The sequence below is a fragment of the Chitinophaga sp. CF418 genome (assembly GCF_900142925.1).
Taxonomy (GTDB): domain Bacteria; phylum Bacteroidota; class Bacteroidia; order Chitinophagales; family Chitinophagaceae; genus Chitinophaga.
In genome coordinates, this window is record NZ_FRCN01000009.1 from 213,617 (window position 1) to 228,968 (window position 15,352).

Annotated in this window: 16 protein-coding genes; 10 read left to right on the forward strand and 6 right to left on the reverse strand. The window is 43.7% G+C overall.

Annotated features, from left to right (window positions below; all coding sequences use genetic code 11):
* The first annotated feature begins 3 nt into the window (after positions 1 to 3).
* The 4 genes from F3I09_RS20330 (at position 4) to F3I09_RS20345 (ending at position 4,448) form a co-directional block, all read left to right on the forward strand.
* Entirely contained in the window at positions 4 to 996 is a 993-nt protein-coding gene (locus F3I09_RS20330) for a hypothetical protein (RefSeq protein WP_149696878.1), read from the forward strand.
* Between the two features lie 45 nt (positions 997 to 1,041).
* Positions 1,042 to 2,808 (forward strand): OmpA family protein, encoded by a 1,767-nt coding sequence (locus F3I09_RS34460; protein ID WP_223233313.1) that lies wholly within the window; start codon positions 1,042 to 1,044, stop codon positions 2,806 to 2,808.
* A 72-nt stretch (positions 2,809 to 2,880) separates the two neighbouring features.
* Complete coding sequence (locus F3I09_RS20340) at positions 2,881 to 3,657, forward strand: ABC transporter permease (protein ID WP_149696879.1); 777 nt, start codon at positions 2,881 to 2,883, stop codon at positions 3,655 to 3,657.
* Entirely contained in the window at positions 3,654 to 4,448 is a 795-nt protein-coding gene (locus F3I09_RS20345) for an ATP-binding cassette domain-containing protein (RefSeq protein WP_149696880.1), read from the forward strand. Before F3I09_RS20340 ends, F3I09_RS20345 begins: the two co-directional genes overlap by 4 nt.
* Before the next feature lie 150 nt (positions 4,449 to 4,598).
* Here the strand turns inward: F3I09_RS20345 and F3I09_RS20350 are convergent, their stop codons facing one another.
* The 3 genes from F3I09_RS20350 to F3I09_RS20360 all read right to left on the reverse strand — a co-directional run bounded on the left by F3I09_RS20350 (position 4,599) and on the right by F3I09_RS20360 (position 6,442).
* Entirely contained in the window at positions 4,599 to 5,168 is a 570-nt protein-coding gene (locus tag F3I09_RS20350) for a Crp/Fnr family transcriptional regulator (RefSeq protein ID WP_149696881.1), read from the reverse strand.
* A 55-nt stretch (positions 5,169 to 5,223) separates the two neighbouring features.
* Positions 5,224 to 5,637 carry a hypothetical protein gene (locus F3I09_RS20355; RefSeq protein ID WP_149696882.1) on the reverse strand — a complete coding sequence of 138 codons (414 nt, stop codon included), beginning with the start codon at positions 5,635 to 5,637 and terminating at the stop codon, positions 5,224 to 5,226.
* 181 nt (positions 5,638 to 5,818) lie between these two features.
* Positions 5,819 to 6,442, reverse strand: a complete 624-nt coding sequence (locus F3I09_RS20360) for a DUF4157 domain-containing protein (RefSeq protein WP_149696883.1) — start codon at positions 6,440 to 6,442, stop codon at positions 5,819 to 5,821.
* A 448-nt stretch (positions 6,443 to 6,890) separates the two neighbouring features.
* Between F3I09_RS20360 and F3I09_RS20365 the strand changes: the two genes are divergently transcribed.
* The 4 genes from F3I09_RS20365 (at position 6,891) to F3I09_RS20380 (ending at position 9,690) form a co-directional block, all read left to right on the forward strand.
* Complete coding sequence (locus F3I09_RS20365) at positions 6,891 to 7,478, forward strand: TetR/AcrR family transcriptional regulator (RefSeq protein ID WP_223233314.1); 588 nt, start codon at positions 6,891 to 6,893, stop codon at positions 7,476 to 7,478.
* Positions 7,479 to 7,691: 213 nt separating this feature from the next.
* A complete protein-coding gene (locus F3I09_RS20370) occupies positions 7,692 to 7,886 on the forward strand; it encodes a hypothetical protein (RefSeq protein ID WP_149696884.1) in 195 nt (64 codons plus the stop codon).
* Positions 7,887 to 7,914: 28 nt separating this feature from the next.
* Positions 7,915 to 8,679 carry an SDR family oxidoreductase gene (locus F3I09_RS20375; RefSeq protein ID WP_149696885.1) on the forward strand — a complete coding sequence of 255 codons (765 nt, stop codon included), beginning with the start codon at positions 7,915 to 7,917 and terminating at the stop codon, positions 8,677 to 8,679.
* A gap of 9 nt (positions 8,680 to 8,688) precedes the next feature.
* Positions 8,689 to 9,690 carry an NADP-dependent oxidoreductase gene (locus F3I09_RS20380; protein WP_149696886.1) on the forward strand — a complete coding sequence of 334 codons (1,002 nt, stop codon included), beginning with the start codon at positions 8,689 to 8,691 and terminating at the stop codon, positions 9,688 to 9,690.
* Between the two features lie 195 nt (positions 9,691 to 9,885).
* Here the strand turns inward: F3I09_RS20380 and F3I09_RS20385 are convergent, their stop codons facing one another.
* A complete protein-coding gene (locus F3I09_RS20385) occupies positions 9,886 to 10,494 on the reverse strand; it encodes a DinB family protein (protein WP_149696887.1) in 609 nt (202 codons plus the stop codon).
* Between the two features lie 478 nt (positions 10,495 to 10,972).
* Here F3I09_RS20385 and F3I09_RS20390 point away from each other — a divergent pair, with 478 nt between their 5' ends.
* Positions 10,973 to 11,752, forward strand: a complete 780-nt coding sequence (locus tag F3I09_RS20390) for an SDR family NAD(P)-dependent oxidoreductase (RefSeq protein ID WP_149696888.1) — start codon at positions 10,973 to 10,975, stop codon at positions 11,750 to 11,752.
* A 303-nt stretch (positions 11,753 to 12,055) separates the two neighbouring features.
* On the forward strand, positions 12,056 to 12,643 hold the full coding sequence (locus F3I09_RS20395) for an ester cyclase (RefSeq protein ID WP_223233315.1): 588 nt from the start codon (positions 12,056 to 12,058) through the stop codon (positions 12,641 to 12,643).
* A gap of 56 nt (positions 12,644 to 12,699) precedes the next feature.
* On the opposite strand, the gene uidA is transcribed toward F3I09_RS20395, so the two are convergent.
* Positions 12,700 to 14,550 carry a beta-glucuronidase gene (uidA, locus tag F3I09_RS20400; RefSeq protein ID WP_149696889.1) on the reverse strand — a complete coding sequence of 617 codons (1,851 nt, stop codon included), beginning with the start codon at positions 14,548 to 14,550 and terminating at the stop codon, positions 12,700 to 12,702.
* Positions 14,551 to 14,596: 46 nt separating this feature from the next.
* Positions 14,597 to 14,989, reverse strand: coding sequence for a hypothetical protein (locus F3I09_RS20405; RefSeq protein ID WP_149696890.1), 393 nt, complete (start codon positions 14,987 to 14,989; stop codon positions 14,597 to 14,599).
* Between the last annotated feature and the right edge of the window lie 363 nt (positions 14,990 to 15,352).

Sequence of the window (15,352 nt, forward strand, 5' to 3'; positions counted from 1 at the left end):
AACATGAATGAATTAATGAATAAGGCCGTAAAAACAAACTGGTTTTCCGAGCCTAAAAACGTCGCCACCGCAATAATAGGTATTTCCCTTTTTGCCGGCTTAGGGTATGCGTTTGCAACCTATGTACTGCCATGGCTCGTTACCGTGACATGGAATCTGATCAACCTGGTCGTTGGCGGTGTAATACTCGGTTTTATGCTGCTGCTGGTCACCAGTAAAAAGTTCTGGCGCGCGCTGAAGTATTTCTCAGCGTTCATTGCCAACTACACGATTGGTCTGGCCATAGAACTGAATCCATTTGCGATTCTGCAGGCAAAGATCGATCAGGGTTATGAGGACAGGAACACCCTGTTCAAACAAAGCGCTAAACTGAAAGGTAAGCAGAGTGAATTGCTGGACAAGCTGAAAGAAAAGGAAAAGGAGTTACAGCTGAACATTCAGAAGGTAAAGATCCTGCAGAACGAAAATAAGAACAACAGGCAGATAGACCTGTATGCCAACAATGTGATCCGCTGCAGGGAGTACATCGACAATGTAACGCCCATCGTGGGCGATCTGAACAAACTGGTCTCTTTCGCTGACGCTGCATATGATGAGAGTGGGATCATGCTGGAAGACGCCAAACTTGACCTGGAGGCGAAGAAGGACTTGTATTATTCCGTTACTACTGGTTTATCTGCCGTGAGCAGTGCCATGAAAGCCTTCAAGGGCGATGATGGTCTGAACCAGGATGCGGAAAAGGCCCTGGCGATACTGAAAGTACGTATCGGGGAGAAGATCGGCCATATTAAATCGGCCATAGATGTTACTTCCCGCTTTATGGACGACAAGGTGCTGGAAGATAAGGCCAAATCGGCACAGGCGATAGAGCTGATCAACAGTTTCGATATGCACGCTGATTTCAATTATACGCAATCTGCACTGAACAAAAACAGCGATAGCGGAAGATTGAAGGGCGTGCAGGCACCAGACAGGCATAGAGGCTTACTGGATTAATATTTATCACAAACAATTTTTAAACATAACTAAACACAGTATAAAATGGCAATCAAATTAAAACCCGCAGGAAAACTTTTCATTATTGCTGCAGTAGTAGCAGCCGGTATCTTAGGCGTAAGATGGTATCAGGGCCGCCCGAAACAGGTGGGCGAATCGCTGGAAGTAGGTAAGGTAGTATTGCCTGATGCGCCTGAAGCATCTTTAAGCGGTAACGCAATGCAGGCCCCTTTACCAGGCAATGAGCCTGCAGGAAACGGTGGTACACAGATCACCTGGTTACGTATGGCATGGAACAGCCAGTTCTCGGCCATGTATGCCAATGGTGGTGTACGTACTACCAAAGGATCCTTGTTTGATAATGCAAAGCTGGACATCACCTATGTAAGGCAGGATGACTGTAACAAGCAGATGGCCGACCTGGTGAAGTTTGCGCAGGACTATAAAAAGGATCCCAACACGCCGGGTGTGCTCATCACCTTTATGGGAGACGGTATGCCTGCTTTCATGACTTCTTTGTCAAAAGAGCTGGATGCACTCGGAGCTGAATATCAGCCTGTGATCATACCTGTTACACACGGTAAATCATATGGTGAAGACCAGGTAATGGGGCCTCAGCAGTGGAAGGCTGATCCTAAAACCGCTATCGGTAAATGTGTGGCCGGTGTGCTGCGTGACGGCGATATCAATATTCTGTTGAAATGGGCAGGCGACAATGGTCTGAAGGTGAACCCTGATGAGACCACTTACGATGCTGCCGCTATCAACATTATTGCAGCCAACGACTTCCTGGACGCGCCTAATAAATACATCACCGGTTATACCGAAAGCCGTAAAGTGGTGGTAAATGGTAAAACTACCGGTAAAGACACTACTGTAGGCGTGGATGCTGTTGCTACCTGGACACCCGGCGACGTAAACGTGGCTGTGAAAAAAGGCGGATTGGTGACTATTGCCAATACAAAGCAGTATGCTTCGCAGATGCCCAACCAGACGATAGCCATCAAAAAGTGGGCATACGACCACCGCACAGATGTGGAGAACATGATCATTGCACTGGCACAGGCGGGAGACCAGGTACGTTCCTTTAATGATGCAAAAGCTTTTGCCGCTAAAGTAAGCGCTGAGGTATATAACGAACAGGATGCTGCGTACTGGCTGAAATATTACAATGGTGTGGAGGAAAAAGATATCCAGGGACTGAAGGTATCATTGGGTGGATCTGCTGTATTTAACCTGCAGGACATGGCCAACACCTTTGGATTGGGTGAGGATAAAATTGACAGGTACAAAGCGGTGTACAACACTTTTGGTACCCTGATGGTGAAAATGTATCCTGCGTTGATGCCTTCATTTATGCCATACGAGAAAGCGGTAGATAAATCCTTCCTCTTCTCTGTGTTGTCAAATCACCCGGAATTGCTGGAAGGTAAGGCTATTGAAACGAAATATGCTTCCGAGATCACGTCAGAAGTATCATCGAAATCCTACAGCATAGAGTTTGAAACCGGTTCTGCTGTGATCAAGCCTTCTTCATTCAAAATGCTGAACGAGATCTTTGAATCTGCTGTAGTAGCGGAAGGGTTGAAGCTTGGTGTATACGGACATACAGACAATGTAGGTGCTGATGCAGTCAACGTTCCGCTGTCTGAGAAGCGTGCGGCTGCTGTACAAGAATACCTGGTGAGGAAAGGGCTTTCTGTGAATCGTGTAGAGGCGAAAGGTTTTGGTGCTGCCAAACCTGTAGCTGATAATGACACAGAAGCTGGCAGACGTCAAAACAGAAGGGTGGAGATCGTCTTAGGCCAGTAACAATTAGCCCGGATAGCCGTCCGGCAAAAGCCCGGCGGCTATCTTTTTTCTCCTTCATAAAATATTATCCGCATGAAGAAATTATTTCAGCCCTTTGCTGTCATCAGCAGGCAGACATTCCTGATCCTGGTAATATCGCAGGTAATACTGGCACTGACGCTGTGGCATCTGACATCCGATGGGTTAATGCCGCAACCTGGTAAAGTGCTGGCAGCCCTGGCGCACTTATCCACCACCAAAGTACTGATAGATAATGTGCTGGTTAGCCTCTTACTGACAATGCAGGCCATGCTGTACTCTATTGCTATTACCCTGGTTTTCGCTTATTTGTCTGTATTGCCGTTTTTTAAAGGTATCGCATTGTTTATTGTGAAATGCCGGTACCTCACATTAGCAGGGCTCATTTTTGTATTTACCCTGCTAACGCAGAATGGTAGTGCACTCAAATTATGGCTGCTGATATTTGGTATTGTACCCTTTTTTGTGACTTCCTTCCTGTCTGTCATCGTGCATATTCCCCAGCAGGAATATGACCTGTGTAAGACGCTGGGATATAATCGCTGGCGGACCTTATACGAGGTGATCATCGTCGGGAAGGCCGACAAGGTACTGGAAATGGTGCAGCACAACTTTGCTATATCATGGCTGATGATAACAATGGTAGAAGGGCTCAGTATGAGTGAAGGTGGAATAGGAGCGCTGTTGATCAAATACAATAAGTATAACGATCTGACCAACGTGTTAGCATTGCAGCTGCTGATCTTCCTGTTGGGATTGTTCTTCGATTATCTGCTGGCAACTATCCGTAGCTGGCTATTTCCTTACACCAGATCACAGAAAACAACATGATGACATACACTAAAGAAGAGGTGCTTTTGCAGGCGGAACATGTGAGCCTGAATTACGGTGACCGTTCCATTTTGAGGGACATCAATTTTACCGTCCGGAATATCGTACGCCCGGGTATGAGCCAGGGCCAGGTAGTGTCTTTACTTGGTAGGAGCGGTATTGGTAAAACACAGTTGTTCCGCCTGATGGCGGGCTTACAGCAACCATCTTCAGGAAGCATTACCATATATGGTAATAAGGAGGTGGAAGCAGGCGACATGGGCGTTGTATTCCAGCATTATTACCTGTTTGAATGGAAAACCATTTATCAGTCATTGATGATGGCCTGCAGGCAAAACCCCGCCTTAAAAGGAAATGAAAAAGATGCTATTGCCAAATGGGCTATTGCATTTGAAATAACAGACAGCCTGCATAAATACCCACAGCAATTGTCTGGCGGTCAGCGTCAGCGTGCCAGTATTATGCAGCAACTATTAAAAGGATCGGCCTTTCTCCTGTTTGATGAACCCTTCTCTGGACTGGATATCTGTGTATTGGATAAAGTAGTAGATATGTTATTGCAGGTATCAGTCTCTGATGAATTAAAAACCCTGGTGATCGTGTCGCACGATATTGAAACGAGTGTGGCTATTTCTGATACAGTATTTATCCTTGGAAAAGAGGAGGGGCAACCCGGAGCTACTGTTAAACAGGAAATAGACCTCTTGGAAAGAGGGCTTGCATGGCAAAAAGATGTACGGCGTGAAAAGGCCTTCGCTGATACATTGGAGGAAATAAAGGCCAATTTATAATGTAATAACGGGTCAGCTCCTGTTATCCCTTACCTGAAATACCTGCGCAACAAGCGCATTTGTTAGCCCAACAAGAACGGCCGCCCCATCTGAGGCGGCCTTCACTTTTATTCCAGGGGCCGGCTACGAACCGGTCCCTGTGTTGTTTTATCAGAGACGCTTGCGCAGCATGCTTAAAAAGACGGGTGTGATACCTAAGTAAGCAGCAATATGTTTTTGCGCAATTCTTTGTTCAAGACCCGGATAGCGCTTTTGAAACTGAAAATAGCGCTCCTCTGCTGATTGAGAAATGAGGGCTGTCATCCGGCGCTGATATAATACCAGCGCATTGGCGAAGAAAATACGGAAGAAGCGTTCAAATTTAGGGACTTTCTCATACAGCTTATCCACGCTTTCATTACTGAGATAGAGTACTTCAGTATCTTCCAGGGCATCTATTGTATAAAAAGCCGGCCCCCCGGAGTGAAAGCTGGATAGATCCACTGACCACCAGCCTTCCGGGCAAAAGGTGACGATATGTTGAAGGCCTTTATCATCTGTGTTATACATGCGCAGGCACCCTTTCACAACAAAATAAATGTATCTGCTGATATCTCCGGTTTTCAGGAGCACAGTGTTTTTCTTCACCTTTTTAGAGAGCAGGAGGGCCTGAACATATTCGATTTCTGATGCATCCAGGGAGATGTGTTTTTCGAAATTCTTCAGAATTGATTCGTTCATTCGGCTGTTTATTAAAAAGATGCTTGCACTGGCGGTGAGCTCCTGAGACGAATAATTACAGGGATATTTTATTGGTAGCGATCAGCCGCCAGTCTTCCAGTGCAGCCAGCCTGTGTGGCTCGGCATCGGTAAGATACGCGTTACTATCTACAATATGGCGGAAAGTGAAGAAATCAGGATATTCAACTATCGCTATATCATCCCACTGCTCAGTATCCGGCGCCACGAGGCTTACACCTACGTTGCCGAGAAACAGTAATTTGACTCCATGTCCTGCGGCTATCCGGTTAAATTCCCTGACATATCGCTGCATATAGACCTCCCGGCCGGAACAGGGAGATGGGCCTGCAGGGTTGTTATAATCCGCATATTCTTTATAGCGCAGCAAATTTAGCATATATACCGGGCCATCGGGCACTAATGTGCCTGTTGTCTGTAATGCTGATTTGTTGATCTCAGTTGTTCTCATTGTGTTTGCTACTATTTAGTTGGATCAATGGATGCGGGCAGGCCTGTCTGCACTCCTTTATTGTTTGTAGCAAAGTAACAGGATTGGGATAAGAATAAAATTAAAGTAGTTTTATAAAAAGCGAAGGCCGTTTCAGATTATCCTGAAACGGCCTTCGTTTTTTATTTTTTCCTGAGAAATATTATTCGTGCATACTCTGCGTTCCTACCTGCATAGCCTGTGCACCCATCACGTCAGCTTCGTGTTCCAGTCCCGGGTCATCATTCACCGGAGTACCGGTTTTCATCTGTGTGGTAGCCTCTACACGTCCCTGCTTTTGCTGGGCTACGTGCCATGCTTCATGAGGTAAATGCTGTTCCTGTCCGGGTGCTATATGGATATCCGTTCCCTGTGCATATGCCAGCGCATTCAATTGTGCCGGTTGGGAAGAGTTGTAGTGTACTTTTACATCAGACATGCTCATGCCGGAAAGTTGCTCCACACCTGATTTTAACTGATCAGGCATACCGGTATTATTCTGTTTCAGCTGTGCGGTGAACTTCCCCATTACTGGTTGGTCTTCCTCTGGTAATGTCGCTTTCTGCAACACAAACTGTGCGGGTATTTCTTCTTCCATATCCTCCTGCAGTTGCGCGACAAAACGACCCTGCAACAATTCATCCTCCTGTGCTTGTACGGGAGCATCACTGCTTTTCTTTTGGAAAGGTTTTACAGCTTTGAACTGTATGCCATTCTGGGAAGTATTTTCAGCAGCGGAACGGTGGGTGGTCTGCTCTCTTTGAAGGGTATGATAAGATTGGGACATAAGCAATTAGGGAATTACAGCTGAAATTTAAGAAATATCCTGGTTTATTTATGAGTTAATTTGGATAATATTGTAATTGTCTGATTTTCATGTGGTATGCCTAAACGACGTTACCCAGGTAAAGACTATTACTGCATCGAACGCTCCCACTTCTGAATGCCAGGTAAAAGTACTGCCCCAGTACATTTCATACCCTACTATGTTGCCTATAGCCCCGGGAAAGCCGTTTAATAGCCCATTTTTAGTCGTGTCATGGTATTCTGAAGTATAATACCGGATGTCCAAAAGAAAAAACAGGTACGTTGGATGGACATAAATGTCCTAACACAATGGAGGCTATATATAATATAATAACCGAATTTATTGGTCGACTGGAAATTTATCCAATAAAAATTGTTAGAAATATACTTTTTAGTATAATTTTGTGCTGTAAAGTTGATTAATGATGTTGAGTAAAGCGGAAAGAACAAAACAGTTTATCCTGGAAACAGCAGCCCCTATTTTTAATCAAAAAGGGATATCTGGCGCTAGTATAGACGACGTGCTTGATGCTGCAAAAGTAACCAAAGGGTGCCTCTATGGTCATTTCGAAAGCAAGGAGGATTTGTCTTTGCAGGTGATTGATTTTTTGCTTGAGAATAATAGTAATAAAATATTAGCTGCAATAAGCAAGGGTAAAACGGCAAAGGCGAAGGTATTCGCTTTTCTTGACTTCTATAAGGATCCGTTGAATACACATATGGCCGGGGGATGCCCATTATTCAATGCGGCAGTAGAATCAGATGATAATTTCCCGGAAGTAAAAAAAAGGGTGGCTACGGCATTGCGTCAGGGGCATGAATTATTTACCAGGATCTTACAACAAGGTATTGATAGTGGAGAATTTTCTGACCAGCTTGATCCGGCCGCTTATGCTTTTAAAACAACAGCTGCTGTAGAGGGCGCTCTTGTCCTGTGCCGGGCCATGAATACAGCAAAGCCAATGTATGGATTGATTAAGGGCCTGAAAGCAGAATTAGAGAGTTACACCTTATAATTTTTTTGCCAAATAATATACTAAAAAGTCTATTTTAATCTACGGTGATAGCTCCGTTTTTTACGGCTTAAAATATACTAAAAAGTCTAAAATTAGCGGGTGTTTTATGCTGAGCCAGATCCATTTACTTTTTGTACGAACGGGGGAAGGAATGATCTAACTCTGATCCAGGTCAATAATTCAGACGTGAACAATCTTTAAAATCATTTGAACGTGAAACAGACCATCTTAGTCACCGGGGCTTCACCGACACCGGTTATTGATATTTTATTGCAAACAGTAAGGGAAAAGGAACCAAAGTTTAGCTATCCGGTCGGTAAAGGTTCCTCAATGGCATTGCTGCTTCAAAAGTTTGCCTACAAAACTTTCGAGAAATCCATTTTAAAGTCAGTGAACGCTGCCAGGTAACTCTTTTACTGGAATAAAAATTTAAACAATGAAATTAAGAGATAAAACAATATTGATTACCGGGGGTAGTGCCGGTATCGGGCTTGAAGCAGCAAAACAGTTTCTGGAAGCTGGTGCGAAAGTTATTATCACAGGGAGAAATCAGGTAAAACTGGAGGAAGCAAAAAAACGGTTTCCTTCATTGATAACCATAAAGAGTGACGCCGGGAATCAAGAAGACGCTGTGTTGCTTTTAAAACAGGTTAAAACGCTTGGTGGAATTGATATTTTATACAACAACGCAGGCGTATTGAGTCCTGCATCAAATTTCGGCGTGACGGGCGATGCTCATTATGAAAATGCATTGAACGAAATGAACATCAATTACCTTGGGGTTATCCATTTAAATAATCTTTTTATGGAGATGCTGCAGTCAAGAGCTGAAAGTGCCATTATAAATACGACTTCAATATTGAGTTATGTTCCTTTAAATACGGAAGCAACCTATTCGGCCTCAAAAGTAGCACTACGTTTTTATACAGAAGCTCTCAGAGCACATCTACAGATCCTGAACAGCCGTGTAAAGGTGTTTGAACTGCTGCCGCCGCTTGTGGCAACAGAAATGACGGCCGATATGGACGGCAAAAAGATTACGCCGGAAAATGTAATAAAGGCGCTCATTGCCGGTCTTCGGAAGGACCGGTATACAATCCGGGTAGGCGATACAAAATTAGTCTACATACTAAGCCGGATTTCACCCAGGCTGATGTCTGGATTGATGAATCCAAAGAAGTTAAACGCGTTGCTAAAATAAATTCGCAATATGAAAGCATTTACAATAGCTCACTATAGCAAAAAAGGCAAATTGCAACTCTCAGAAGTAGCAGCGCCAATATTACAAGATAATGATGTATTGGTTCAGGTATATGCTACAGGCGTTAATCTGTTGGATTCAAAAATAAGGAATGGTGAATTTAGACTCATTTTACCCTACAAATTTCCGCTTATTTTGGGACACGATGTTGCGGGTGTTGTAGTAAAAGCGGGTTCAAAGGTTCGTCAGTTTAAAGTAGGAGATGAAGTATATTCCCGCCCTGCCGACCATCGGGTAGGGACATTCGCGGAATTTATCGCAATCAATGAAAATGACGTTGCATTGAAGCCGAAGGATATTTCAATGGAAGATGCAGCCTCTATTCCTCTGGTCGGTCTAACTGCCTGGCAGGCATTGGTTGAAAAAGCGAATCTTAAAAAAGGACAAAAGGTTTTTATCCAGGCTGGTTCAGGTGGTGTAGGTACATTTGCTATTCAGTTGGCAAAACATCTGGGGGCTACCGTAGCTACTACGACCAGTTCTGCAAATACAGCACTGGTGAAAAGTCTTGGTGCTGATATTGTTATTGACTATAAAGAACAGCAGTTTGAAACAATACTGAAAGATTATGATGTGGTCTTGAACAGCCAGGATAGTAAGACCCTTGAAAAGTCTTTAAGTATCCTAAAACCTGGTGGTAAACTCATTTCTATTTCCGGACCACCCGACCCGGATTTTGCAACTGCAATTGGAGCACCCTGGTATGTTAGATTCATTTTCAAAATATTGAGTGCTGGTGTAAGGAATAAGGCGAAACGACTTAATGTGAATTTCTCCTTTCTTTTCATGAGGGCAGAAGGAAAACAATTAGGTGAGATAACTACCTTAATTAATGCAGGCATCATTCGTCCTGTTATTGATAAAGTCTTCCCTTTTAAAGAAACAAACGAGGCTATGGCTTATGTTGAAAGTGGCCGGGCAAAGGGGAAAGTAGTAGTCAAGGTAAAGTAAAGATATTGATAATAATCAGTGGCCTCATTGCCGGACACTTTGTGGATTCAATAATTCATTTTTTCCCTGCAGGGGCTCCCATATTATCGCATACGATAATATGGGAGCCCCTGCAGGAGTTCATCCAATAATCTTGTCAAAAGTGTATACTACATCCTTCTCCATAAGTTTGTAACACCGACGAAGACAAAACGACTAACTTTTTGGGAAACCCGCATCAGCTTTTACTTCCCTGATCTGTAGCGTATGCCGGGCGTTATGCGCTGCTATAAACAGTATCATCTGGTAGGAATCCAGGCTGCCAAACGGCATGGCGAGCACATGGCTGCGCAAGTCTTCCGGGGTTGACTTAACATAGCCGGTGAGTTTTTCGCGGCTGCTTTTCAAACTCTCCAGTGCTTCATTCATGGACTTGAAAGGTGAGTTCTCCGGTTTCAGGTTGTCGGATGTTTGCCTTTTCTGTGAGCGGTCTTCTACACCTTTTACAATTTGCTCATCTGTCATTTTTATTTCGGAACGCTTCTCGGGGTTGGCAGGTTGTTTGATACCTGCATCTGTCGCTTGCCACAACATCTGTTCGGTAGTGGCGATATGGATCACGCATTCTTCTACACTCCACCGGTCGGGCGCAGGTTTATATTTCAATTGTGCTTCGCTAAGCCCTTTCACTTCCTGCAACAGGTCATTCTCAGTGCTCTTCAATAATTGAATAGCATCCTTTCTTTCCTTTTTAGTAAGTGGATTGTTGGGTGCTATAAAGGCAAATGCAGTCAGGACGACTGCGAAAAAAACTGTCTTTTTCATACATGTGTGATTGGTGGTGAATATTGATGGCAAAGTTATAGCCTTCGTCAGATTTCAGACGGGGCGAAAGAGACAAAAATAGGGGCGAATCGGACAAAATAATATCTCCAGTTGTGCTAGTGTTCTCCAATGAAGCCTGTTAGGTTTTTCCTGGGAATATTAATGATAAAGAAAATTCTGCTAATTTATGAACTAATGATTTTAAATTAGTAGAGGATAATACTGGCGGTAGGTAGAAGTCTACTGCAGACCTCTCCGTTTGAAAAAAATGGTGTTAGTTTCTGCGTATCAGTGGGGGAATAATAAGGATTGTGCATTGCCTGCTGTGATGTGGGGCTGCTGGCTACAGATGGTTAGACGTACAGTGCAGTACGTAGCGGTATCTACCGGTTTGTGGGTACTTTTTGCAACTCTTCAGGATAAAATTTGTTATTACCTGTAAAGATCACACGAGGACGCTATTTTAGACGAATGGAACATGGCTAGAATATTCATCACCGGGTCTGCAGATGGGCTTGGGCAATTGTCTGCGAATGCATTGATTAAGCTGGGGCACCAGGTTGTTCTTCATGCCCGTAGTGAAGAGAGGGCACAGCATGCATTAAAGCAAGTACCTGGTGCAGAAGATGTATTGATCGCAGATCTTTCCAGTATAGAGGAAACTAAGGCATTGGCTTCGAAGGCTAATGCCTTGGGTATCTTCGATGTGGTGATTCACAATGCCGGTGTTTACCAGGTACCCAGGAATAGTGTTGGTGCTGAGGGCTTGCCAACCATACTAGCTGTGAACAGTCTCGCGCCTTATATCTTAACCTGTTTGATGCATAAACCGGAGCGGCTCATTTACCTGAGTTCTGGCATGCATTTGCAGGGTGATCCAGGCCTGGACAATCTTCCGGCAGACATACATTCCAGAGGCAATCATGTTACATATTCCGATACAAAGCTGCATGATGTGATATTGTCCATGGCCGTAGCACGCAGATACAAATCTATATTCTCGAATGCAGTTGATCCCGGCTGGGTACCAACAAGAATGGGTGGTGCAGGCGCGCCGGACAATCTTGAAAAAGGGTTTGAGACGCAGGTATGGCTTGCAGTAAGCAATGATCCCAAAGCATGTGTAAGCGGTCAGTATTTCCATCATAAACGGCATGCACATTATCTGCCTGCGGCAGACGATGTTGCTGTTCAGGAGAAGTTCCTGGTCAGGTGTAAGCAGATTACACAAGTGGGGTTTGATGAGGAGAAGGCCTAAAACGGGCAAATGTATAAAACAACCAGTATAATAAGACATTTGCGATTGCAATATAACTGATAGTACCCCATTCAAGTTGCTACAACAAACAAAAGTATTAATATAGATTAAGACTATTTCTTAAACAAGGTCAATGGTGAAATTTTTCTTGTTCTCCGAAATTTACATTCCTGATCAATCACCAAAAGAGATAGTTATGACTGAAAAAGTGAACGAGCTGAAAGCAGCAGAAGAAATGATCTAAGCCATCAGGAAGTCTGATTATAATAGACACTTATTTCCTCAATGCTTAAATATAAATTCATGAACCACCAAAATTTCAAATTCATTATTCCTGCCCTTGTATTAATGGTATCTCTGGGCATGCTTCAAGGCTGTGGACAATCCACTTCTCCTTCCTCAAATTCAACGGAGAATATTGATAGCTTAAAAAAGATAGTCCTGCAGTTGGCTGCTTCCAATGACAGCATTGCCAATCATCTTAAAAAATTTGACGAACTGGATTTTGATGTATTCAGTAACCAGAAATGGGATCGCCTGAAAGAAAGCCATGCGCCGGATATAAAAGTGTTCTGGCCGGATGGTCACATGGCACAAGGCATTGACGTCCATATTGAGGATCTGAAGAAGCTCTTTGTACATGCGCCTGATACCAGGATCAAAGAACATCCGATCAAATTTGGTTCTGGCAATTACACGCTCGTAACCGGGGTATTTGAAGGTACATTCACCAAACCTATGCCCATCGGAAATGGAAAATTCATTCCACCAACCGGAAAGGCATTCAAAATGCCGATGGCCACAGTAGGGATATGGGAAAACGGTGTAATGAAGGAAGAACATCTTTTCTGGGATAATCAAACGTACGCTAAACAAATAGGATTACAATAGTCCGCGCTAATATTGACAAAAAGCTGCGCAAGCTGCACAGCTTTTTGTCTTACTTATCAGTTCTTTCTTGCCCATCGCTGCCGTAAATAATGTGCTGCCATTTTAGGTTTGCGGTCCCTGGTAAAAACACCTTTATAATTGATGCCTCCAAACCGCATAATTGCCTGAGAAGTTTTAAAATCTGCGAAAGCCCATACATGCATTCCTGCAATAAAGTCTTTACTGTCAGCCACGTCCAGGTAAGCTTTGATAAAATCTGTCTGATATTCTTCTGTAAACATTTCTGGTTGTTCGGCATGCATGCCGGGATATGTATCAGCACCAAATTCAGTAATGATAACCGGTTTCTGTACCTTTTGATGCAAACGGTCGAGTTCCATACTTAACATAGCCGCGCCTGCACGAACATCCCCCGGATTGGTGTACCAACCCCAGTAGCGGTTAACACAGGTAACATCTCCCAACGTGAGCCAGTCGGAAGGACCTCCCATTACCCCAACAAGAGTAGTGAGCCGGGAGGAATCCAGTGTTTTGACCTGTTTAAACAGTGTTTTTAAAGATACCAGCGCCTGATCGTCTCCTTGTTTTTCTTCTCCTGAAGTCAGGCCTACCTTTGCCGGAAATGGCTCATTGGCAATACACCAGATGATAACGGAAGGGTGATTTTTATCCCGCGTAATTAACTCATTTATGTATTGGTGGCAAACGGATTGACGCCGTTGTAACTGGGCTGTGTCCCCATGGAAATATAACCCGACTGCCGGTATTTCGTCAATGACGAGGATGCCTTCCCTGTCAGCCATTCTCATGTATTCTTCGTCGTATGGATAGTGGGATGTGCGGAAGGAATTAGCGCCTATCCATTTGAACAGAGAGAAATCTTTTATCATCACAGGATATGCAGTGCCACGGCCATAGATGGGGAAATCTTCATGTTTTCCAAAACCCTTTAAGAATATAGGTTTACCGTTAAGCAGTATTTGCTTGCTGTTGGCAGTAATGGTACGGACACCTGTTTCTGTTGTGTAATGGTCTATCGTCTTATTACCTTCTGTCAGGGTTACATCTACTGTATACAGGAATGGATCTTCGGGAGACCAGCGCCTTACATTCGGAATTTTTATACTGGCTGTAGCTTTGCCACCAGAAAACCGGATTGGCGCCTGTATACCTGCAATGCTTATTCTCCCTTGTGATGCTTTTCCATGTGCAACAACTTTTATTTCCACTGCACCGTCATTTCCGGTAAAGCCGGTATTAATGGCGACATCTGCGATAGCTGCTGCAGAAGGTACAGTATATAACCACACAGCCCTGTGCAGTCCCGCGTACGGGAAGAAATCGTAATTGGACTTGGGGAAGTTGTTGAACAAGCCAGTGGCTACATCTCCGCCGGTAGGTACTCTGTCAGGTTTTAATATATTCTCAACCTGTATCGTGATCCTGTTGCTGGCATTCCAATTCACAAGAGAACTGATCTCAAAAGCAAAAGGTAAATGTCCGCCTTCATGTTGGCCAAGAGGCTGACCATTGACCCATATTTTTGCGGCATAGTTAGCAGATCCTACACGGATAAAGATACGCTGCCCTTTCCAGCTGGCGGGGATATAGGTTTCCTTTTCATACCAGGCCATAGCCAGATAATCGCGCATATCATCAAACTGTTCGTTCCAGCTGCCTGGTACCGCGATAGAACGATAATCGCTTAATCCCTTAAACCATTGCTGCTTTTCGCCTTCTGCCAGTGAATCCTTTTTAAACTTCCATATACCGGAAAGATCCAGCGTATTGCGAAACTCATTTTGTTGTGGAAACAGCGCGATGTCTTCAGTGTTGGCTGTACGGAAATCCTGACCATTCATTTGTACGCTAAGACAGACGAATAGGATAGTAAGTAATGACTTCATGTAAAATGGGCATTGAGTTTAATAACGAGAATATGGCATAGCAGATCTACGATTTTGTATCCTCTGCTTTTACCCGCACTCCTTTAGCATCAAACATCTCCAGCAGATTGCCGGTAACATGATCGTCATCCTTTTTCTGTAATAGCAGGAACACGTCGTATCCGCTGGCAGTAAAATAGAGCTTAACGCTTCCATCAGTTTCTTCTATCTTGCTGATGGCGGCGGGTTCACTGCCAGATTGGGTCAGGATGGTTCCTGTTAATTTCCCTTCATTTCGTTTTAAGTCTACTTTCATGACAGCATCACCCTGAGGGGTGCCTATTACAGTTACATCCCATTTGCCAACAAAATAGTCGGGTTTGTTTTCTGTTTGGGCATAGCTGTTAAATGAAAGCAGCATAAAAAAGAATACGGTAAGAATTGCAGTCAATTTTTTCATAATGGAATTTTTAAGGATGGGGGATGGGTTTAAAACTATTACGTTTTTTTGACGTAATGAAAATACGTAAACATAATGAACCTGACAAAACTTATTTCGTCATTTTTACGCAATAGGTTGTAGTGTAATGGTATAACGAAAGATTTAGGTAGAAGAAACATTGCACCGGTAAAGTCAATCCTGAACCTCACCATAAAAACTGTAAAGTTTTTCTGTTACTAATACAACAAGCTTTGAATAGGCTTTGAGATTCGTTTCACCTATGTCTATCTTACGTTCATCTTACGTTCAAAGACGTAGGATGAACGTAAGATAGACATAGGTGAAACGAATCTCAAACGAATCCCGAAGCCATCTCAAAGC

Coding starts and splice junctions, on each gene's coding strand:
- F3I09_RS20330 (WP_149696878.1), top strand. CDS start 4: ATGAATGAATTAATGAATAAGGCCGTAAAAACAAACTGGTTTTCCGAG.
- F3I09_RS34460 (WP_223233313.1), top strand. CDS start 1,042: ATGGCAATCAAATTAAAACCCGCAGGAAAACTTTTCATTATTGCTGCA.
- F3I09_RS20340 (WP_149696879.1), top strand. CDS start 2,881: ATGAAGAAATTATTTCAGCCCTTTGCTGTCATCAGCAGGCAGACATTC.
- F3I09_RS20345 (WP_149696880.1), top strand. CDS start 3,654: ATGATGACATACACTAAAGAAGAGGTGCTTTTGCAGGCGGAACATGTG.
- F3I09_RS20350 (WP_149696881.1), bottom strand. CDS start 5,168: ATGAACGAATCAATTCTGAAGAATTTCGAAAAACACATCTCCCTGGAT.
- F3I09_RS20355 (WP_149696882.1), bottom strand. CDS start 5,637: ATGAGAACAACTGAGATCAACAAATCAGCATTACAGACAACAGGCACA.
- F3I09_RS20360 (WP_149696883.1), bottom strand. CDS start 6,442: ATGTCCCAATCTTATCATACCCTTCAAAGAGAGCAGACCACCCACCGT.
- F3I09_RS20375 (WP_149696885.1), top strand. CDS start 7,915: ATGAAATTAAGAGATAAAACAATATTGATTACCGGGGGTAGTGCCGGT.
- F3I09_RS20380 (WP_149696886.1), top strand. CDS start 8,689: ATGAAAGCATTTACAATAGCTCACTATAGCAAAAAAGGCAAATTGCAA.
- F3I09_RS20385 (WP_149696887.1), bottom strand. CDS start 10,494: ATGAAAAAGACAGTTTTTTTCGCAGTCGTCCTGACTGCATTTGCCTTT.
- F3I09_RS20390 (WP_149696888.1), top strand. CDS start 10,973: ATGGCTAGAATATTCATCACCGGGTCTGCAGATGGGCTTGGGCAATTG.
- F3I09_RS20395 (WP_223233315.1), top strand. CDS start 12,056: ATGAACCACCAAAATTTCAAATTCATTATTCCTGCCCTTGTATTAATG.
- uidA (WP_149696889.1), bottom strand. CDS start 14,550: ATGAAGTCATTACTTACTATCCTATTCGTCTGTCTTAGCGTACAAATG.
- F3I09_RS20405 (WP_149696890.1), bottom strand. CDS start 14,989: ATGAAAAAATTGACTGCAATTCTTACCGTATTCTTTTTTATGCTGCTT.